This is a genomic window from Arthrobacter flavus (assembly GCF_039526005.1).
Taxonomy (GTDB): Bacteria; Actinomycetota; Actinomycetes; order Actinomycetales; family Micrococcaceae; genus Arthrobacter_D; species Arthrobacter_D flavus.
In genome coordinates this window covers 46954-66313 of the sequence record NZ_BAAAIJ010000009.1, presented here as the reverse complement: position 1 = coordinate 66313, position 19360 = coordinate 46954, and the positions used below count along the sequence as shown (strand labels likewise).

The following is a 19360-nucleotide window of genomic DNA, read 5'->3' as shown; positions in this document are numbered from 1 at the left end:
GCAGACCGACGAGGCCGGTGAAACTCCGCCCCCTGGACGTTTCCACGGGTGTCGCTGGCGTTCAGCATCCGGTGACGGTGCGCGCCTCACTACCGTCACGCCGATGCAAGCGGTCAACCGATGCGTCTTTTACCTGACGACTGGCGGGCAAGCCAGATGAACGCCTGTTCGGCGGGCGCTTTGTATTCGAGGCCAATCGGGCCCTGATATCCGAGGGCTCGGCTGCGATCGATCCAGTCAGCCAGCGGGAGCTCTCCGCTGCCGGGTGCGCCGCGCCCTGGGGCATCGGCGATCTGAATATGCCCAAAGTCCTCGGCGTGTGCTTCGATGACGGCGCCGACGTCGTCGCCATTCACTGCCAGGTGGTAGAAATCGGCAAGCAGCTTGATGTTGGTGGCGCCACGGGCGTGGACATTGGCGATGACGTTGAGCGCGTCCTGGGCGGTCTTGAGTGGGTAACGGTCTGCACCGCTGATCGGCTCAAGGAGGACCGTCCCGCCAATTGCTGCGACAGCGTTGGCGGCCAGGACGAGGTTGTCAACGGCCAGCGTGTCCTGCTCCTGCGCGCTCACGCCCTCCACCCGGTTCCCGTACAGGGCGTTGAAGTGCTTACAACCCAACCGCTCGCCAATACCGACAACGACCGGAACGTTGGCTCGGAATTCCTCAGTACGGGCTGGCCAGGAGACCAGACCGCGATCGCCGCCTGGCATCTCACCGGCAATAAAGTTCAAGCCCGTCAGCTGAACTCCCGCATTCGTGATGGCATCTTCGAAATCTTGGACTTCGGCGGCGGCGGGTGTTGAAGTGGGGAATGGCCACCAGAACTCGACCGCATCGAAACCGGCGGCCTTCGCGGCAGCTGGTCTGTCCCATAGCGGCAGCTCAGTGAAGAGGATTGAACAGTTCACGGTGTAAGTCATATGGATTCTCTCATCTCAATTCCGCGCCTCGGAAGTTTTCTTCGCCCTGGCGAAATGCTAGGAATATCGCGGTGGCGCGTCAACTAATCTCTTCACAGACCCGGCCCTTCGAGCAAGGTCTGGCCACACAAACTGCCGCCAGAGAGAGTTCCACCGGTCACAACCGGCAATCCTTGCCCTGACGGCCGCTTCTGTCAGCGGCAAGCCGTCCCGCGGGCGACGGCCTATGCGGCTCGACGGCTTCCGGCGCGCCGAAGGTGTGCCAGAATTCGCTCCTTCAACTCCGCCTCCTTGAACAGGTCTGCCCACTCGATCCGCAGAATGGTCCACCCCAGCTCAGTGAGGGCCTTCTCGCGTCGTCGCTCCTCAAAGAGGACCTTTGCAGTGGGTTCATAGTTGAAATACTTAGCCCTGCCATCAAACTCCAGTGCGGCCTGCAACTCCCACCAGGCGAAGTCCAGCCGATAATCACCCAACCGGGTGGGTATACAGACCTGCTGTTCTGGCATCGGGATACCGAAGGATCGAAGTGCATGAAGCGTGAGGGTCTCACCGGGCGATTCCGACAACTGACTCGCGTTCGCCAGCACCCTCCGCGCACCCCCGACACCCTGATGGTTGACAAGTTCCGCGACAATTTGCCTCATCTGCTCCCGGTCCGCCCCAAGCCGCAGGGCATGCTCGGTAGTGATCAGCGCCTGCCGATACTGGAAGATGCGCGAGCAGTCCACTGCCGTGCGTTCCAGCGTTGTGACGAGGATCCCTGACCTCAGACCTACTTCGGCGGTTGCCAACCGCCCTTGATGCTTACGCACATCCTGCGCGTGGCTGGTGGGCGAAACACTCGATGGTTGGGTGATATGAATCAACGGGTCAGGATCAAGAAGGAACAGTCCATGCAACCGAGCGGCAGAGGTGTGACTATAGACGGGACTCTCATTGCCAAGTGAGGCGCCGATCGCGCGGTGCGCATAGACCCGGAGCACTTCCTGCTGAGCGGACGTCAATTTATTCCACCGACCGGCACCCTGATAGCACCCGCGCCGCACTCGAACCAACTGACCGCGGCGCACCAGTGCGTTGATATTGGCTGTGGTCAAGCCCTGAGCCGCGAGATCACGAGTCAGCCACAAAGCCTTCCGATTCAGCCAGTCTAAAGAAGTCATGACAGCAGAATGCCCACTACGAAGGGTTTCGACCATAGCCATGACCCGACATGTGGACAACCTGAGCGGATGCATCAAGAAACGGCCCTACAGCCAAGATTGGCCGAGTGTACGCGGCAGGTCTGACCCGGAGGGCCGCATCTAGGGCACGGAACAACGGGACACCCCAACCATCCGCAAACACGCCGGGAACAAACTCGAGGATTCATGCGTTTGCATCTACATGCCGGCGTCGAGCGCTGGATCTATCGAGGAGGACGTTGTGACCGCACAGACCGAAGGGCTCCACCACGTCACCGCAATTGCTGGTGACCCCCAGAAGAACATCGACTTTTACATCAAGGGCCTGGGCCTGCGGCTCGTGAAGAAGACCGTGAACTTCGACGATCCCGGCACCTACCATCTCTACTACGGAGACGAGGCGGGCAACCCCGGCTCCCTCCTCACTTTCTTCCCCTGGCAAGGGATTCGCAGCGGCAAGGTCGGCAGCGGACAGTCCACCACTACCGCATTCTCGGTCCCGCAGGGCACCCTCGGCTGGTGGCAGGACCATTTCAAGGCCATCGGCGTGGACTCGACCATCACGCGCGCCTCTTCCGAGGAAGAGCGCCTGTCGCTGCGCGATCCCGACGGCCTGCAGATCGACCTCGTGGCGTCGTCGCTCTCTGACCCCCGCAACCCGTGGGATTCCGCCTCGGTGCCAGCTGAATACGCGGTCCGGGGCCAGCACTCATCGGTGCTCACCGTTCAGGACCCTACCGCCAGCCTCGAAACGTTCACCCGCGACCTCGGCATGAACATCCTCAGTGAGACCGACGGCAGGTACCGCCTCAGTACACACAACGGCGAGCCCGGAACAGTTGTCGATATCGTCACCGACCGCCGGGGCGAACGCGGCCTCGTCGCCGGCGGCACCGTGCACCATATCGCCTTCCGGGTGCCCGACCAGGCCACCCAGGAGCTCTGGCGCCAGGAACTGGCCGAGCGCGGCTACGCCGTGACAGCCATCCTCGATCGCCAGTACTTCACCTCCATCTACTTCCGGGAGCCCGGCGGAACCCTGCTGGAAATCGCCACCGACACCCCAGGCTTCGACATCGACGAGCCGCTGCTCGAACTGGGCCGCTCACTGAAACTGCCACCATGGCTCGAGCCCAACCGTGACGCCATCTCCCACGCGGTCGCGAAGATCACCGTGCCAGCGGAGAACAATCCGTCAATCGCTACCTTCCTGAGTTAGGAACCGAGATGACCACCGTCGAGGAATGGCCGCACCTGTATCACGCAGGAACACCGGCGACCCCTGTCCTGCTGTTGCTCCACGGCACCGGCGGGACCGAGCACGACCTCCTGCCGCTCGCCGAACGCCTCGCACCCGGTGCCGGCTATCTTTCCCCTCGCGGGCCGGTGCAGGAACAGGGCATGAACCGGTGGTTCCGACGCTTCGGCGAAGGCCAGTTCGACGTCGACGACGTCGTCCGGCGCACGGGCGAGCTGGCCGGCTTCATCGGTTGGGCGCGGGAGCACCACGGCCTGGGTGACCGGAGGATCATCGCCGTCGGGTTCTCGAACGGCGCGAACATTGCACTGGCCACGGCGCTGCTGCACCCCGAGGTGCTGGCTGACGTCGTCGCCTTCTCCGGCATGTACCCGCTGGGTGACCGGACGGTCGACGCCGACCTGACGGGTACCGCCGTCGCCCTTTTCAACGGGGAGGCGGATTCCATGGCGCCACTAGCCAGCGTGCTGCAGCTGAAGTCGGTGCTCGACGCCGCCGGCTCGGACGTTCACCAGACCATCCGCGAGGGCGGGCACGGAGTGCACCCCTCAGAGGTGGACGGTGCGGCGGCGTGGATCGGCTCCCGAACGGCCACGGCGACCAGCTGACCCTTCCGGCCATCGAGTCAACAGAAATAGCGTGTTTGAGGTCGGAAACCTGCGATTTCTGTTGACTCGATCCTTGGTAAGGGGCCCGGCGCCGCGGCGCATCGACCCGATCCTGACGGAAGTTAGAGGTGCGGGAGCACGTGCTGCGCCCAGCGGGATTTCACCGTCCCGACGACGTCGGCTCCCGGGCTGTCCCAGATGGCCTGGTTGAAGATTTCGACCTCCACCGGACCGACATAGCCGGTCTGGGCGACCCATCGCCCGATGGTGGCGAAATCAACGAACCCGTCCCCCATATAGCCACGCGAGAGCAGCGCATCGGCCGCAATGGGGAGGTTGAAGTCACACACCTGATACGACGCAAGCCTGTCCTCGGATCCGGCGCGGGCAATCGACGCCTCCAGGGCAGGGTCCCACCAGACGTGGAACGTATCCACTACTACCCCGACGGTGTCGGAGGGGAAAGGCTCCGCAAGATCCAGCGCTTGCCCCAGGGTGGAGAGTACGGCCCGGTCTGCGGCATACATCGGGTGCAGCGGCTCCAACACCAGCCGAACCCCGTACTGCTGCGCCACCGGAACCAGTTCAGCGAGCCGGTCGGCCACCCGTCGGCGGGCTGCGGCAACGTCCTTCGCGCCCGGTACTGACGGGTCGACGGCGGGCCCTCCGATCAGCGCGCTGGCCGCGGGAAGCCCGCCCACCACCATGATCAGTTCCCGGGTGCCAAGCGCCGCGGCCTCACGAATGGCTGCAGTGTTGTCGGCCAGGGCGCGCTGCTGCCCATCGGCGTCGGCGGCGGTCAGGAAACCTCCCCTGCAGAGGCTTGACACCTCCAGGCCTGCTTCGCGGACCAGCCGTACCGCGTTGTCCAGGCCTGCTTCAGCGACCCGGTCACGCCACACGCCGATGTGCTGGAGGCCTGCGTCGGCGTAGACCCGAACCGCCTCCTGCAGCGTCAGGCTCTTGGTGGTGGCGGTATTGATGGATAGCCGACTGAAATCGGGGCTGCTCATGCGCTCACTCCGTAGGCGCTGAGCAGTTGGCCGAAGCGGTGGGCAGCCAACTCCGGGTCGATCAACAGGCCAGCGGTGTCGGCCAGGGTGAAGGTCTCGGCCAGGTGCAGCACTGAGCGCCCCGAATGCAGGCCGCCCACCATCTGGAAGCCCGGCTGCTTTCCGTTGAGCCAGGACAGGAACGCCACCCCGGTCTTGTAATACAGGGTTGGGGCGCTGAAGATGTGCTTGCCAAGTTCCCGGGTGGAGTCGAGGATTTCACGCCCCCGGGCGGCGTCGCCGTCGTCGTAGGCCTGCAGCGCCGCCGAAGCGGCAGGGTAAATCGCCGCGAAGATCCCCAGAAGCGCGTCCGAATGGTGCGGACCATCGCCGTGAATCAGTTCGGGATAGTTGAAATCGTCTCCCGTGTAGAGCCGGACGCCGGCGGGCAGGTCCGCGCGCAACGCCACCTCGTGGGCCGCATCGAGCAACGACACCTTCACCCCGTCCACCGCAGCAGTGTTCGCCGCAATGAGATCGCTGAACGTCCGGGTCGCAGCAGCCACATCGTCGCTGCCCCAGTACCCAGCAAGCGCGGGATCGAACATGGTCCCCAGCCAGTGGAGAATCACCGGTTCGTCGACCTCGGCGAGCAGCGTACCGTACACGTACTGGTAGTCAGCGGGGCCGTCCGCAACGGCGGCAAGCGCCCGCGACGCCATCAGGATCACCTTCGCGCCGGCGGCGGACACTACCTTGATCTGCTCCCGGTAGGCCTCGATGACCGCGTCCAAACCAGCGCGTCCCGCGGGAAGACCCACAGGATCCAGCTGGTCGGTGCCCGCACCGCAGGCGAGGAGGTCGCGCACCGACTTGCCGCGAGTGGCGGGAGCGTCGGAGGCGACGACGACGGCGGCTTCCGCTCCGGAACGATGGATCAGTTCCTGGGTGGCGGGCCAGTCCAAACCCATCCCCCGTTGCGCCGTGTCCATGGCATCAGCGACGCCCAGCCCGTAGGACCACAGTTCCCGCCGGTAGGCGAGGGTATGGTCCCAGTCGAGCACAGCTGGGGCACCGGGAGTATTATCCGCCGTGACGACGGGGATGACGTGGGCTGCGGCGTACACGTGCCGCGACGTCAGCGGCGCCACGGGCTTGAGCCACGATGTCGCCTCCCGCAGCTGGTGCCGCTCAAAGGTCCCGCCCCGGGTGGGGAGGTGGAGGGCGGTCACAGGGTGATCTCCGGAATGTCGAGGGTGCGGCGTTCGGCGGAGGACTGCAGACCAAGCTCGGCCAGCTGCACCCCACGGGCGGCCGAGAGCAGGCCAAAGCGGTGCTCGCGGCCGGCGACGACGTCGCGCAGGAACTCTTCCCACTGCAGCTTGAAGCCGTTGTCCAGCTCTGCGTTGGCGGGGACTTCCTGCCACTGGTCCCGGAATGACTCGGTGACGGGCAGGTCCGGGTTCCAGACGGGCTTCGGGGTGTGTGCACGTTGCTGGGCGACGCATTTGTTCAGCCCGGCGACTGCTGACCCGTGGGTTCCATCGATTTGGAACTCCACCAGTTCGTCCCGGTAGACCCGGACGGCCCACGAGGAGTTGATCTGGGCGATGACGCTGTCACCCGCAGGAGTTTCGAGTTCGAAGATGCCGTAGGCGGAGTCGTCGGCGGTCGCCTTGTACTCGTTGCCCTGCTCATCCCAGCGGGCGGGGATATGGGTGGCGGTTTTGGCGTTGACGCTGCGGACCTCGCCGATGATGCCTTCGAGTACGTAGTTCCAGTGACAGAACATATCGGTGGTCATGCCGCCGCCATCTTCCTTGCGGTAGTTCCAGGATGGCCGCTGCGCCGGCTGAATCTCGCCCTCGAACACCCAATAGCCAAACTCGCCGCGGAGGGACAGGATACGACCGAAGAATCCTTCGTCGACCAGGCGACGGAGTTTCACGAGACCGGGAAGGTACAGCTTGTCGTGCACCACCCCGGCGGTGACCCCTGCGTCCCTGGCGATCCGGGCAAGCTCAACGGCCTCGCCGAGAGTCTCGGCGGTGGGCTTCTCGGTGTAGATGTGCTTTCCGGCAGCCATGGCCTTTTTGAGGGTCGCCGCTCGCAGCGACGTCATCGAGGCGTCGAAGACGATGTCGACAGTGGGGTCATTGATGATCCCGTCGAGGTCGGTGGTCCAGTGTTCCACCTTGTGCTGCTGGGCCAGGTCACGGATCTTGGACTCGCTGCGTCCCACCAGAATGGGTTCCACCTGCACCCGGCTGCCGTCTGCCAGGAGTATTCCCCCGGCTTCGCGGATGGGCAGGATGGAGCGCAGCAGATGCTGGCGGTAGCCCATCCGACCGGTGATTCCGTTCATGGCAATACGGAGGGTGCGAGTGCTGGTCATGGGTTGTCTCCTGAAAGCTTGGGCGGAAAGGAACTGGAACTGGCTCGTACGGAAAGCGCTTTCCACACTAGCCCTCAACTTCTGAGTTCGTCAAGGGTTTACCCAAGCGCCATCAGCCCCCTTACATTGACCTCGCCTCAGCCCGCCTGCTACCTTCCAAGAAAACGCTTTCTTCGGAACCCGCGCGCCTTTTCATTTCATCCAGCGCTCGCGTCCGGCTGCTGATTCCCAGAAAGGCTCAGGGCGCCACATGACCAACCCCTCCGCCGCCATCGAACCCCGCCCGATTGCCATCGCTGGATATGGGGCGGGGGACATAGCAAACAGCATGGCGTTCACTACCATCGGCATGTTCCTGCTGGTCTACTACACCGACGTCGCTGGCATTCCGGCCGCAGCGGCCGGTACGGTCCTGCTCCTGGCAGGGCTTTTCAACGGGGTCACCGATATCCTGGCGGGTCGCCTGGCTGACCGGAACTACCACCGCCGACTCGGCAAGTTCCGCCCATTTCTGCTGTTTGGCGCTATCCCGCTCCTGCTGTGTGTCGCGATGTTCCATGTGCCCGGACTCGATCCCGCCGGCAAACTCATCTACGCCTATGTCACCTACTTCGGGTTCTGCCTCGCCTACAGCCTGGTCAACGTCCCCTACGGCGCCCTCGTTGGTGCCATGACGCGCAATCCGCGGAGCCGCGCCCGGCTAGCCAGTGCGCGGACAATCGGCGGCCTGGCCACCACCTCAATCCTCGGCGTTTTCGTCGCGCCGCTCCTGGGCGCCGGCGCTGACCTGCAGGGCATTTTCACAACGCTCACCATCGGCTTCGCCCTTGCCGGTACCGGTCTCTACCTGTTCTGCGCGCTATCGACCCGTGAGCAACTCCATCAGGCGTCCCCGAAACTCTCCCTCCGCCAGGCCGGTGCGGCGCTGAAGGGCAACACTCCCCTGCTGGTGCTCTGCATCAGTTCGCTGCTCTTCATGACCTCAAACGTGGTCACCAATACCGCCAAACTGTTCTACCTCAGGGACGTGCTGCAGCGGCTTGACCTTTTCCCGATAGTGGCACTGGCGCAGGTGCTGATCACCTTGACCCTCGCCGCCACCGCACCCCGCCTGGTCCACCGTTTCGGCAAGCGCAGCATCTATATCGCCGGTGGACTCACCAGCGCCGTCGGGGGAATCCTGGTCTTCGCCGCGCCGACAGACCTCGTCTGGGTCGCCCTGCTGGGGATTTTCCTGGCCCTCGCCGGAGCCGCCAGTGTGAGCATCATGGTCTGGGCGCTAATCGCCGACACCGTCGAGTACGGCGAATGGAAAACTGGGGTACGCTCCGACGGCATCAACTATTCGCTGCTGTCCTCCACGCGGAAGATTGGGATGGCGTTTGGCGGCGCCCTGGCCGCCTTCGCCTTGGCCTGGGGCGGCTACCAGTCGGGTGCCGCCCAGCAGTCCGAGTCGGCCATGTTTGGCATTCGCGTGGCTGCGGGGCTTGCCCCGGCGCTGGCCATCCTGATCGCCGTCGCAGTGATGGGTTGGTATCGCCTCACCGATCACACTCACGCAGAACTGGTCGCCACCATCCAGGGACGCCCGTCGCCCTGAGCGCCGTCGCCCCAGCCGCAACGGCCCCAATAGGCACCTGCCCCCGACTAACCAAGCGGGACGGGACCAGTACTTCCCCGAGCAACGACCCGTGGACTGAACGTCGTTGCAAGGGCGACCGCTTCATCCTCCTGCAGTACCGCCTTCATCCGCTCCCAGGCCGCTTCACCGAGTTCGGTAATCGGCACCGCCGCCGTAGTCAGCGGGGGTGTGGTGTAGCGCGCAAACGGAATGTCATCGAACCCGGTTACCGAGATTTCACCGGGAACGTCAACCCCACGCTCATGGAGGCCACTGAGCAACCCCATCGCCACCAGGTCATTAAACGCGAGAACAGCGGTGGCTCCCGAAGCGAGGATCCGCTCGACGGATTCGTGACCCTCCGCAAAACTCACGCCGCCGGACAGTGTCTGGAGTTCGACGTCGGGATGCTCTGCCACGAACTGGGCCAGCCCATCCACGCGCAGCCGGTTCGACGCGCTCTGCGGGGGCCCAGAAAGGAAAGCCAACCGTTTGTGCCCCAGCCCCACCAGGTAGGTGGCAAGCTCCTGGATGCCTTGCCCGTAGTTGGCGGAAAGGGATGGGGTGTTCTCGATGGGGACGGTGCGGTTAATCAGCACCAGCGGGTGCAGCGCGGAGGCCAGGTCCTGTAGCTCGGCGTCGCTCATGCGCGGGGCGCAAAGTACGACGCCGTCGCACCGCCGCCGTGCCTCGGCCGCGAGGATGGCTTCCTCGCTCAACACCTCCGACGAATCCGCAATCAGTACCCGATACCCATCCTTGGCCGCTGCCCTGCTCACGCCGCGCAGCATGGCCTGGAACGTCGGGTTCCCCAGATCGGGCACCACCACGCCGATCGTGTCCGTCTTCCCCAGAGCGAGAGACCGTCCCACCGAATTGGGGTAGTACTTCAGCTCTGCTGCCGATTCGCGCACCCGCTGGGCAATCACCGGATCCACTGTGAAGTTTCCGTTCATCACCCGGGACACCGTGGCATGCGAAACTCCGGCGTGTTTGGCCACGTCGGCAATGCCGGTACGCCGTGTGGTGGATCGCTTAGCCATCAGACCGTCCTACCTCCAATCGGTTCGGTGCTCCACGCTACGCCCTGTTGACGGATGCACCCTTACTTGATACAAACTATATAACGCTTTCAGAAAACGTTTTCTCGCAAAGTAGTTCGTGGGATCCAGTGGGATCCCAAACCCCGTTCTTCGAAAGGGATATCCTGTGACCAACGTTGACACAGTGGAATTTTCACCCGACTATGCCTCGGCGAACGCCGACTCATCCTCCGAGACCCGGACCCGCTTCGCACTGATTGGCACCGGCGGCCGTTCCGAAATGTACATTGACGCCATCTTCGGGCCCCACGCAGATGTGGCGGCCCTCGTTGGCCTCAGCGACACCAACCCGGGTCGGGTGGAGCACTATCAGGCCCGGATTCGGCAGCTGACCAAGTCGCCCAACTCGTCGGTTCCCACCTTCCAGCCGGCGGACCTCACCGGCTTCATCCGTGACCACGGCGTCCAGCGGCTCATCGTCACCACACCTGATTACACCCACGCCGACTACATCGTGGAGGCCCTCGAAGCCGGCGCCGACGTCGTCGTCGAAAAGCCACTGACCATTGACGCCGAAGGCTGCCAACGGATTACGGCCGCGGTCGAGCAGACCGGGCGCAACGTTGTCGTCACCTTCAACTACCGGTACTCGCCCCGCAACAGCGCGCTCAAGGAAGTCATCCAAAGCGGCACCCTCGGGACAATCACGTCGGTGGACTTCAGCTGGATGCTCGACACCGTCCACGGTGCCGACTACTTCCGTCGCTGGCACCGGGAAAAGGATAAATCGGGCGGCCTGCTCATCCACAAGGCGTCCCACCACTTCGACCTCGTCAACTGGTGGATCGACGACGTCCCCGAGCGCGTCTACGCCTCTGGCGCCCTCCGCTTCTACGGTGCCGAAAACGCTGCAACCCGCGGTCTCGGCGAGCGGAACGAACGCGGAACCCACGATGGAGCGGACGCGGATCCTTTCGCCCTTGACCTCAGGGAAGACGCCCGTCTGGAGGCGCTCTACCTCAAGAACGAGCACCACGACGGCTACCGCCGCGACCAGGACGTCTTCGCCGAAGGCATCACCATCGAGGACAATCTCGCCCTCGTCGTCGACTACCAGCGGGGCTCCACCCTCGCCTACTCGCTCAACGCCCACAGCCCGTGGGAGGGCTACCGGGTTTCGGTCAACGGCACCGAAGGCCGGGCCGAACTCGAGGTGGTTGAGCGCGCCGCAGTATCTGGCAGCGCCGATAAGAAGAACGTTGTAGACCCCAGTGCCACCCCCATCAGCGAAGACGACCAGGTCCGCCGTAACGGCGAACGCCTCATCGTCCAGCGCCACTGGGAAACCGCAACAGAGGTCACCATCCATAACGGCGAGGGAGCTCATGGTGGCGGCGACCGGCTGCTCCTCTCCGACCTATTCAACGGCCCCGGTGCCGACCCCTTGGGGCGCCCCTCCGGCTACAGTGACGGGCTGAGCGCCGTCGCCGTCGGGATTGCGGGTAACGAATCCCTGGTCAACGGCATGCCCGTCCGGATCCCCGAGCTGGACCTCGGCATGGCCCTGCGGCGGACGCCATGACCGGCGCGACGTCGCTAGACCACACCCCCGCCGCTCGGGGAACCGTCCTCGTGACGGGCGGCGGAGGACGGCTGGGTCGCAGCGTCGTGACAGGTCTCGCGGAGGCCGGCTACGAGGTCGTCTCCGTGGACCGTGACCGGGCGCCCGAGGGCGTTTTCCCCGCCGACGTGATCCAGGAAGCCGCCGATCTGCTCACCGACGGGGAGCCTTTCCGAATCATTCAGGCCCACAGACCGGACGCGGTGATTCACCTGGCGGCCATTGCCGTGCCCTTCAGCGCACCCGAAGAGGTCATCTTCAACACCAATAGCCGCCTGGCGTTCACTGTGCTCCAGGCTGCCACCGAGTTGGGCGTCGGCAAGATCATCACGGCCAGCAGCCCCACGGTGCTCGGCTACGGCGCCCCATCCGGGTGGCTTCCCCCAGCTTTTCCCCTGACCGAGACCACGCCGCCGCGGCCATGGAACGCCTACGCCCTGTCCAAGTACCTGGCTGAACAGATCATGGAAATGTTCACCATCTCGCATGGGGAGCGCAGCCGCTACGCGGCGTTCCGCCCATGCTTTGTGATCTCTCCGGAAGAGTGGCTTGGGGCGCCGACGCAGCAGGGTCACACGGTCGAAGAGCGGCTCGCCGATCCGTCGCTCGCCGCGCCAGCACTGTTCAACTACGTTGACGCCCGTGACGTGTCCGACTTCCTTGACGTCCTGCTCCAGAAAATGGGCTCGATCCCCAATGGTCAGACCTTCTTCGTTGGCGCTGGTGACTCGCTGGCCACCGAACCGCTGGCGGACCTGCTGCCCAGGTTCATCGCCAATAGCGGCCCCCTCACCGAATCGTTGACCGGCACCCGCCCGGCCTTCTCCGTCGACAAGGCCCACCGCCTCCTCGGCTGGGCACCCCGCCGCAGCTGGCGTTCAGAGTTGCAACCCTCCGGGCCCGATTCCCTCTCCTTCGCAACACCGTCCACCCTCGATATTGCAGCCGAGCTGGCAACAGCCTCGCGCGGAAACCAGGTAAACCCATGAAATTCGACGGCGTCCTCTTCTTCCCCGTAACCCCGTTCTCCCCGGATAACACAGTGGACCTCGACGCGCTGAAGGAACACGTGGGCGCGCGGATGGAGCACCAGCCCGGCGGGGTCTTCCCGGCCTGCGGCACCGGTGAATTCCATGCGCTCAGCATCGAGGAGGTCAGCGACGTGGTGCGCGCAACGGTCGAGGTAGTAGCGGGGGCCGTGCCGGTAGTCGCGGGCACCGGCGGCCCGCTCGGTCATGCCCTCGCCACCGCGCGGGCCGCTGAGCAGGCTGGCGCCGATGCGCTGCTGGTCCTGCCGCCGTACCTGGTCAACGGCCCCATCGGCGGGCTGATCGCCTACATCGAAACAATCGCGGCGGCCACCAGCCTCCCGGTCATCGTCTACCACCGGGGCAGCGCGCGTTTCACTGCCGCAGCGATGACCCACCTTGCGGCCAATCCCCAGGTCATTGGTTTCAAGGACGGCGTCGGCGACGTCGGCCTCGCCCAGGAAATTGTGTCGGCCATCAAAGCCTCGGGACGCAGCGACTTCCTGTTCTTCAACGGGCTGCTCACCGCGGAGCTCACTCAGGGCGCCTACCGCGGGCTGGGGATCCCGCTGTATTCCTCGGCGGCCTTCGCGATGGCACCGGACATTGCGAAGGCCTATTACCGTGCCTATATCGACCAGGACGAGGACCGCCGTCAAGCACTGTTGACCGGCTTCTACGAGCCGCTGGTGCGCCTGCGTGACCAGACCCCCGGCTTTGGCGTGTCGCTGATCAAGGCGGGGCTCAGCCTGGAGGGACACTCGTACGGATCTGTGCGCCCCCCACTGGTCGACCCCACCGAGGACCAGCTGCTGGAGCTCAAGCGCATCCTTGAAGCCGGCCACACCCTGGCATCCGCCCACGCATGAGCGCCTGCATCACCGGGCTGACCACCCGGTTGCAGACCATCACGCTGTCACGGCCGTGGGGTCCTGACGTTCCGGAAATTCATGTGGTCGGCACCGAGGTGACCACTGACGACGGCCGCACCGGCCTGGGCTTCTCCTGGACGCCGACCATCGGCGCCCAGGCGGTCCAGGCACTGTTGGAGCACGACATTGCGCCGTTCATTGTCGGCCTTGACGCCAACCCGGAGACTGTCTGGGATCAGCTGTGGAAGTGGCTGCACGAGGCTGGCGGTGGGGGGCTCACCACCATCGCGATGGCCGGCGTGGACCTTGCCCTGTGGGATCTGGCCGCGAAGGACCGCAACACGTCGCTGGTCGGTCTGCTGGGGCAGCGTCAGGACACCGTGAACGTCTACGGGTCTGGCGTGAACCTGCACTACACCCAGGACGAGCTGGTCGCACAGGTGGGCCGGTGGGTCTCGGAAGGTAAATCGGCCGTCAAGATCAAGGTGGGCAAGCCAGACATCCGGGAGGATGTGGAACGCGTCGCCGCCGTCCGTACCACCCTTGGACCGCACCGGAAACTCATGATTGACGCCAATCAGCGATGGGACCTGCCAACCGCGTTGCGTGCCATTGATGCCCTGGAGGAGTTCGATCTGGAGTGGCTGGAGGAACCATTGCGCGCCGATGACCTCTGGGCCTACACCCGGTTGCGGAAGCACTCCCGGGTGCCGATCGCCCTCGGCGAGAACGTCCACACCGTCTACCGGTTCCGGGATTTCATCGCCGCCGAGGCCGTGGACATCATCCAGCCCAACATTGTCCGGGTGGGGGGGCATTACCCCCTTCCGTCGAATCGTCGAACTGGCCCGCGCCCACAGCATCAAGATCACCCCGCATCTGTTGCCCGAACTCTCAGGGCAGTTGGCGCTGACCCTCGCCGAACCGACCTGGGTGGAGGATGTCGAGGACGCCTCGTTCGAAGGTCTGGGAGTACTGGCCGGCCCCAGCCCAATCTCCATTATGAACGGGCAACTCACCAGCACCGGGCAGACTGGTCTCGGCCTCCGCTTCGCCCCCTAAATCCACCCGGCCAGCATCAGCACCGACCGTTGGCCCACCTATTGGAAGAGGAACACATCGTGACCACCACGTCAGAGCTCAATGAGCTCACCAAAGCCGCTACTGCCGCGGCGGCCATCGCCGCCGCGGCCACCGACGCTGAGCGTGCCACCTGGCTGATCGCCGCCGCCGACGCACTTGATGCGAATGTCGAGGAACTGGTAGCCCTTGCCGATAATGAAACGCGGTTGGGGCCGGTCCGTCTGAAGGGCGAGGTCGCCCGAACCAGCGGCCAGCTGCGCCTTTTCGCCCAGGTCATCACTGAGGGCTCCTATCTGGAAGCGATCATCGATCACGCCGATTCGTCGTCGACCCCACCAAAACCGGATCTGCGGAGAGTCCTCCGCCCGCTGGGACCGGTCGGTGTCTTCTCCGCGTCGAACTTCCCGTTCGCCTTTTCCGTCGCGGGCGGCGATACCGCCTCAGCCCTCGCCGTCGGCTGCTCAGTCATTGTGAAGGCTCACTCGGGGCACTTGAAACTGTCTGAGCGCACCGCTGAAATCGTGACCGACGCTCTGGACGCGGCTGGCGCCCCCCGCGGTATTTTCGCCCTGATCAGCGGGCGCAGCGCGGGCACCGAGCTGGTGCAGCATCCGGCCATCAAGGCAGTCGGTTTCACCGGCTCCATCCCTGGCGGACGTGCCCTGTTCGATCTGGCCGTGTCACGGCCTGACCCCATTCCGTTCTATGGCGAACTGGGTAGCCTGAACCCGGTCGTCGTGACCGCAGCGGCCGTTACAGCGCGCAGCAGTGAACTTGCCGAAGGACTGGCGGGTTCGTTCACCATGGGCACAGGACAGTTCTGCACCAAGCCTGGGCTGGTGTTCATCCCGGCGGGGACCGGCTTCCCGGAGCAGGTTGCAGCGGCCGCTGGGGCCAGGGGGGAAGCGCCAATGCTCACCACCCGCATTGCCGAGGCGTATCCAGACGGCCTCCGCCACCTGGCCGATCAGCCCGGCGTCGAGGTCATCAGCGGCGACGTTGCGCAGCAGTCGAGCAACGGTGAGGCGGCCCCCGTGGTCTTCGCCACCAGCGCGTCAGCTGTCCTGGCCAACGCCGAAGCCATCCTGGAGGAGTGCTTCGGCCCGACCACGGTTCTTATTGAATACGCCGATCAGGATGAACTCGCCGCCGTGCTGGACAAGGTGCCCGGCAGCCTGACGGGAACAATTCACGCTGAGGCGGGCGAGGATGTCACAGCACTGGTGACGCAGTTGTCCGGTCTCGCTGGCAGGGTGCTGTTCAACGGCTGGCCCACTGGTGTCGCGGTGAACTGGGCCCAGCAGCACGGCGGCCCATGGCCCGCCACGACTTCCCTCTTCACCTCGGTCGGAGCGACGGCCGTCCGCCGGTTCCTGCGTCCAGTCGCCTATCAGGACGCACCAGAAACAGCACTTCACCCGGCACTGCAGGAAGCCAATCCGCTCGGCATCCCCCGTCGGGTAGACGGTCAGCTCATCGTTTCCAGCTAGTCACCGCGAACTACCGAAACCGCCCTACAACTGAAGAGTTGCGGGGCGGTTTCGGTTGCCTACCTTGCTGGTGGGCCAGCGTGGGTCAACGCTCAACACGTCAATTCCGGTGTCGTCGACCAGGACCGTGTCCTCGATTTTCACGCCCGGCGCCGAGGGATTCCAGGTGAACGCCTGGTTCGACAGCACCTCGTCGTCGGTGACGGGCGTAGCCCGCGGGTCCCTCCCCGCATAGCCGGCCGGACCACCCTGATGGTGGAGCCGCCACTGGTCGGCGCCAAACCCGTGCTGCTCGTACGATGCCTGGAGCCTGGCAAAGATTTCATTCAGCCGCGCACCGGGCACCGTTGCGTCGAAGACGTCCTGCTCCACCAACGCGATCCGCCGTTCAGCGTCGAGCGCCGATTCACTTGCGGTATCAAACCGGACCCATCGGGTGACGTTGGCGACCATGCCAAAGCGCCGGGCACAGACCACCACCATGGCCCCCGTGCCCAGCGGTGAACTGGTGGGCAGCGGATGCCGGAACGCCGAACGGCTGCTGCCGTTGCACAGCAAAACGAGGGGCTCAGCGCCAGCGGCAGTCACCCGTTCAGCCAGTGCGGCCGCTACCTCCCGTTCGGTGCTCTGTGGTGTCAGCGTTGCCAACACCTCGGTCATGATTGCCGCGACCTCACGGTTCAGCGACCGGTACTTGCCCAGTTCGACGGGCAGAAGACTGCGGCGGGCGTCCCGCAGTTCACGGCTCAGCTCCGCCTCGGCAGCCGCGGACACACCGGTTCCGAACCAGCCAGCGACGTCGTGCAACGGCTGATGCCACGGTACCTGGTGGAGCACCACCTCGGGCGGAAGCTCCTCGGCCGTGAGCCGATCGATCTCATTGTTGAAGGTCACCAGGTGATCGCCGTCGCGGGTCACCAACACGGCAGCCACGGGGTCGCCAGCGAGGCTGATATGCACACGACTGCCGCCCAGATACCAGGTCAGGACCGTGTTGGTAGTCAACAGGACGGCTTCGTCGCCCCTCCGATCAAGCGCCGCCAGAACCCGGCCCCGTTTGATCCGCCGTTCAGCTGCCTGTTCCGCAGCGGTAGGCTGATCGCCCGGATCTCCGGGGGTGGGGAGCGCAGGGTCTCCGACCAGCAGGCCGCCGCTCACTGCTGGCTCCCGGCCTGTGCGACGAGGGCTTCAATGCTCGGAGGATCGAGTCTGCCGTCAGCGACCAGCACCCTGACGGTTCTGGTCAGGGAGGATCCCGGTCGGAGGACCACCGGGTGTTCCCACGCCAGCGACAGACCGACCCCGGGGTATCCCGCCAGCCTGACGAACCAGGGGTCGGGTGCTTCCGGGGCGGCCAGGAACACCAGGGTGGCGTCGCTCCCGCCGAACTGTGCGTCTACGGCCAGCCACGGTGACGTGGTTCCATGCACGCCCTCTTCGCCAACGGCGTCGGCCGTGTGGAGGTTCGCCCCGCTGACCGGGGGGAGCCGCCAGAAGAACCCGCCATAGCCGCCTTCCGCCCGCCCGTTGGACCCGGGGCTGCCGAGCTCGACCACGGTCTCGCGTGCGGTGAGGGTGAAGCTCAGGGTGAGCAGCCAGGTGGAGGGGATCATTGCTGCCCAGGACCAGCGTCGTGTTTCGTCCAGCAAAACTGATGTGTCGGGCCCGGCCCAGGCCAGCGTTTCGGTGAGCGTTGCGCCAGTCCGCTCCGACCCGGTGACGTCGATCCGCCCGTGGTCGTCCCGCCAGACGTAGCCGGCTGCCTCTCTGCGGTAGGTGCGCCCGCCCCAGCAATTCACCCCGTTGACGTCCTGGATGGCGAGTCCCGCTCCCAGGTGCCAGACATGGTCCAGAGGCAGGTGGTCGGTGACCACAGTGCCACCGAGGGTGCGCACCGGATGCAGGTACGGCCGGGGTGCCAGCGGCGGGGCGATGGTGCTGCCGTCGCGGTAGTCGGCGACGGTTTTGCCGTCCAGGGTGAAGCTCTTGACCGAAGGGACCGCACCGGTCCACTCGGGGACCAGCTCGCTGAAGAGGGCCTGCGCCCGTTGTGCGCGACGGACCAGGGATTCGACGTCGTGCACCACCGGATGGGCGTCATCCCCCTCGCCCTGCCAGGTCACGAATCTGGCCGGAATCGCCCGGGGGGGCTCCGCGGTCCGGATGGCCTCCATGACCATCATGAACGCGCCCGCGGATTTGAGCGGGCTGAGGAGGGGGACACCTTCGGAGCGATGGGCCAGCAGGTTCTCAAGCAAATCGGTCCGGCCGAAGTGTTCAGTTGCGTCGCCGTCGGCGGTGGTAACAGCGAGTTCGTCTTCGGTGTAGTAGAAGACGATCCGCCCGGTGGTGCCTTCCACGGTGACGCTGGGGCGGTCCTGGATCGACGCGGCCAGGGTCAGCGCGCAGAGCACGGTCTGTCCGGAAGCGGTCCGGATGCGCAGCGCAGTGGTGTCATCGCTTTCGATCTCGTGTGCGCGGAACAGGTCGGTTTCGACCGACAGGATGTCGGCGCAGGTGCGGGCGCCGGCGACCCGGAGCGCAGTGGCCACGGCGTGGGCCAGGGGGTTGGTGGCGACGCCGTCCACCACATCGACGCCGTCAAGGGTTCGTTTGCCGGCCCAGCGGGACCGTTTGAAGTAGCCGCGGCTCCGGACCCAGCGCCCCTCGGCGCTGATCCCGCGCACCGCGCCAATCTTTCCGGTGGCAACCAGTTCATCGATGCGGTCCAGGGCCAGGGAGCCAAGGCTCTGAAACCCGGTTTGGACGACGACGTCCGCGTCAGCCGCGGCGGCGAGGAGGTCCTCGAACTGCGCCATTGACGCGACGGGAGGCTTTTCCAGGTAAACGTCGCTCCCGAGGGTGAAGGCGGTCTGGGCGAGCGGGGCATGCGACTGGATGGGAGTCGCAATGATGACGATGTCCGGCGTAGCCCCTGAAGCGGCGAGCGCGCCGAGATCGTGGTGCACCTCCACTGAGGTGTCCAGGGTGCCGGGCTGCGGTGGCGTGGGATCCGCGACGGCGACCAGGCGAGTGCGTCCCTCGGCCTCTAGCCGGGTCAGGTTGGCCAGGTGGCGTGCTCCATACCCGTGAACCCCAACCAGGGCTACGGTTGGCGTGGAGTTGGGGCTGCCCGCAGGCCGGGAAGCTGCTGCGTGAACATCGGAGAGGGCCATCGGTCGATCCTTTGTGTTGGGGTGGTGGCCTGAACAGGTGGGAGGGGGCAGCACGACGCCGCC

Annotated in this window: 15 protein-coding genes and 1 pseudogene; 8 read left to right on the top strand and 8 right to left on the bottom strand. The window is 65.2% G+C overall.

The window, feature by feature from the left end:
* Nucleotides 1-113: 113 nt before the first annotated feature.
* Both ABD059_RS04205 and ABD059_RS04200 read right to left on the bottom strand, forming a co-directional pair.
* Nucleotides 114-923 (bottom strand): hydroxypyruvate isomerase family protein, encoded by an 810-nt coding sequence (locus tag ABD059_RS04205; protein WP_343878008.1) that lies wholly within the window; start codon nt 921-923, stop codon nt 114-116.
* A gap of 224 nt (nt 924-1147) precedes the next feature.
* Entirely contained in the window at nt 1148-2089 is a 942-nt protein-coding gene (locus ABD059_RS04200; protein ID WP_343878007.1) for a type IV toxin-antitoxin system AbiEi family antitoxin domain-containing protein, read from the bottom strand.
* A gap of 262 nt (nt 2090-2351) precedes the next feature.
* Here ABD059_RS04200 and ABD059_RS04195 point away from each other — a divergent pair, with 262 nt between their 5' ends.
* Together ABD059_RS04195 and ABD059_RS04190 are read left to right on the top strand one after the other, a co-directional pair.
* Entirely contained in the window at nt 2352-3329 is a 978-nt protein-coding gene (locus tag ABD059_RS04195; RefSeq protein WP_343878005.1) for a ring-cleaving dioxygenase, read from the top strand.
* Nucleotides 3330-3337: 8 nt separating this feature from the next.
* Complete coding sequence (locus ABD059_RS04190; RefSeq protein WP_343878004.1) at nt 3338-3976, top strand: alpha/beta hydrolase; 639 nt, start codon at nt 3338-3340, stop codon at nt 3974-3976.
* Nucleotides 3977-4098: 122 nt separating this feature from the next.
* On the opposite strand, the gene ABD059_RS04185 is transcribed toward ABD059_RS04190, so the two are convergent.
* The 3 genes from ABD059_RS04185 to ABD059_RS04175 are packed head-to-tail and all read right to left on the bottom strand — an operon-like array spanning nt 4099 to nt 7363.
* Entirely contained in the window at nt 4099-4989 is an 891-nt protein-coding gene (locus ABD059_RS04185; RefSeq protein ID WP_343878003.1) for a sugar phosphate isomerase/epimerase family protein, read from the bottom strand.
* Nucleotides 4986-6200 carry a dihydrodipicolinate synthase family protein gene (locus ABD059_RS04180; RefSeq protein ID WP_343878002.1) on the bottom strand — a complete coding sequence of 405 codons (1215 nt, stop codon included), beginning with the start codon at nt 6198-6200 and terminating at the stop codon, nt 4986-4988. The genes ABD059_RS04185 and ABD059_RS04180 overlap by 4 nt, the downstream gene beginning before the upstream one ends.
* Nucleotides 6197-7363, bottom strand: a complete 1167-nt coding sequence (locus ABD059_RS04175) for a Gfo/Idh/MocA family protein (RefSeq protein WP_343878001.1) — start codon at nt 7361-7363, stop codon at nt 6197-6199. Before ABD059_RS04175 ends, ABD059_RS04180 begins: the two co-directional genes overlap by 4 nt.
* 250 nt (nt 7364-7613) lie before the next feature.
* On the opposite strand from ABD059_RS04175, the gene ABD059_RS04170 reads away from it, so the two are divergent.
* Nucleotides 7614-8963 (top strand): glycoside-pentoside-hexuronide (GPH):cation symporter, encoded by a 1350-nt coding sequence (locus ABD059_RS04170; protein ID WP_343878000.1) that lies wholly within the window; start codon nt 7614-7616, stop codon nt 8961-8963.
* 47 nt (nt 8964-9010) lie between these two features.
* Here ABD059_RS04170 and ABD059_RS04165 read toward each other — a convergent pair whose 3' ends face one another.
* The gene (locus ABD059_RS04165; protein WP_343877998.1) at nt 9011-10027 is read right to left on the bottom strand and encodes a LacI family DNA-binding transcriptional regulator; all 1017 of its coding nucleotides are present in this window, start codon (nt 10025-10027) and stop codon (nt 9011-9013) included.
* Nucleotides 10028-10193: 166 nt separating this feature from the next.
* Between ABD059_RS04165 and ABD059_RS04160 the strand changes: the two genes are divergently transcribed.
* The 5 genes and pseudogenes from ABD059_RS04160 (at nt 10194) to ABD059_RS04140 (ending at nt 16121) form a co-directional block, all read left to right on the top strand.
* Nucleotides 10194-11609: a Gfo/Idh/MocA family oxidoreductase gene (locus ABD059_RS04160; RefSeq protein ID WP_377959530.1), complete on the top strand. Its 1416-nt coding sequence runs from the start codon at nt 10194-10196 to the stop codon at nt 11607-11609.
* A complete protein-coding gene (locus ABD059_RS04155; protein WP_343877997.1) occupies nt 11606-12637 on the top strand; it encodes an NAD-dependent epimerase/dehydratase family protein in 1032 nt (343 codons plus the stop codon). Before ABD059_RS04160 ends, ABD059_RS04155 begins: the two co-directional genes overlap by 4 nt.
* On the top strand, nt 12634-13545 hold the full coding sequence (locus tag ABD059_RS04150) for a 5-dehydro-4-deoxyglucarate dehydratase (RefSeq protein WP_343877996.1): 912 nt from the start codon (nt 12634-12636) through the stop codon (nt 13543-13545). Before ABD059_RS04155 ends, ABD059_RS04150 begins: the two co-directional genes overlap by 4 nt.
* Nucleotides 13542-14610: pseudogene (locus ABD059_RS04145) on the top strand (mandelate racemase/muconate lactonizing enzyme family protein). Before ABD059_RS04150 ends, ABD059_RS04145 begins: the two are co-directional and overlap by 4 nt.
* A gap of 56 nt (nt 14611-14666) precedes the next feature.
* Entirely contained in the window at nt 14667-16121 is a 1455-nt protein-coding gene (locus tag ABD059_RS04140; RefSeq protein WP_343878150.1) for an aldehyde dehydrogenase (NADP(+)), read from the top strand.
* A gap of 24 nt (nt 16122-16145) precedes the next feature.
* On the opposite strand, the gene ABD059_RS04135 is transcribed toward ABD059_RS04140, so the two are convergent.
* On the bottom strand, nt 16146-17279 hold the full coding sequence (locus tag ABD059_RS04135; protein WP_377959529.1) for a M24 family metallopeptidase: 1134 nt from the start codon (nt 17277-17279) through the stop codon (nt 16146-16148).
* Nucleotides 17276-19297, bottom strand: a complete 2022-nt coding sequence (locus tag ABD059_RS04130; RefSeq protein WP_343877995.1) for a DUF6807 family protein — start codon at nt 19295-19297, stop codon at nt 17276-17278. Before ABD059_RS04130 ends, ABD059_RS04135 begins: the two co-directional genes overlap by 4 nt.
* Between the last annotated feature and the right edge of the window lie 63 nt (nt 19298-19360).

Bases quoted from the DNA above. Each gene is read 5' to 3' on its own strand.
- ABD059_RS04170 (WP_343878000.1), top strand. From the start codon at position 7,614: ATGACCAACCCCTCCGCCGCCATCGAACCCCGCCCGATTGCCATCGCT.
- ABD059_RS04150 (WP_343877996.1), top strand. From the start codon at position 12,634: ATGAAATTCGACGGCGTCCTCTTCTTCCCCGTAACCCCGTTCTCCCCG.
- ABD059_RS04185 (WP_343878003.1), bottom strand. From the start codon at position 4,989: ATGAGCAGCCCCGATTTCAGTCGGCTATCCATCAATACCGCCACCACC.
- ABD059_RS04130 (WP_343877995.1), bottom strand. From the start codon at position 19,297: ATGGCCCTCTCCGATGTTCACGCAGCAGCTTCCCGGCCTGCGGGCAGC.
- ABD059_RS04155 (WP_343877997.1), top strand. From the start codon at position 11,606: ATGACCGGCGCGACGTCGCTAGACCACACCCCCGCCGCTCGGGGAACC.
- ABD059_RS04205 (WP_343878008.1), bottom strand. From the start codon at position 923: ATGACTTACACCGTGAACTGTTCAATCCTCTTCACTGAGCTGCCGCTA.
- ABD059_RS04165 (WP_343877998.1), bottom strand. From the start codon at position 10,027: ATGGCTAAGCGATCCACCACACGGCGTACCGGCATTGCCGACGTGGCC.
- ABD059_RS04200 (WP_343878007.1), bottom strand. From the start codon at position 2,089: ATGACTTCTTTAGACTGGCTGAATCGGAAGGCTTTGTGGCTGACTCGT.
- ABD059_RS04175 (WP_343878001.1), bottom strand. From the start codon at position 7,363: ATGACCAGCACTCGCACCCTCCGTATTGCCATGAACGGAATCACCGGT.
- ABD059_RS04190 (WP_343878004.1), top strand. From the start codon at position 3,338: ATGACCACCGTCGAGGAATGGCCGCACCTGTATCACGCAGGAACACCG.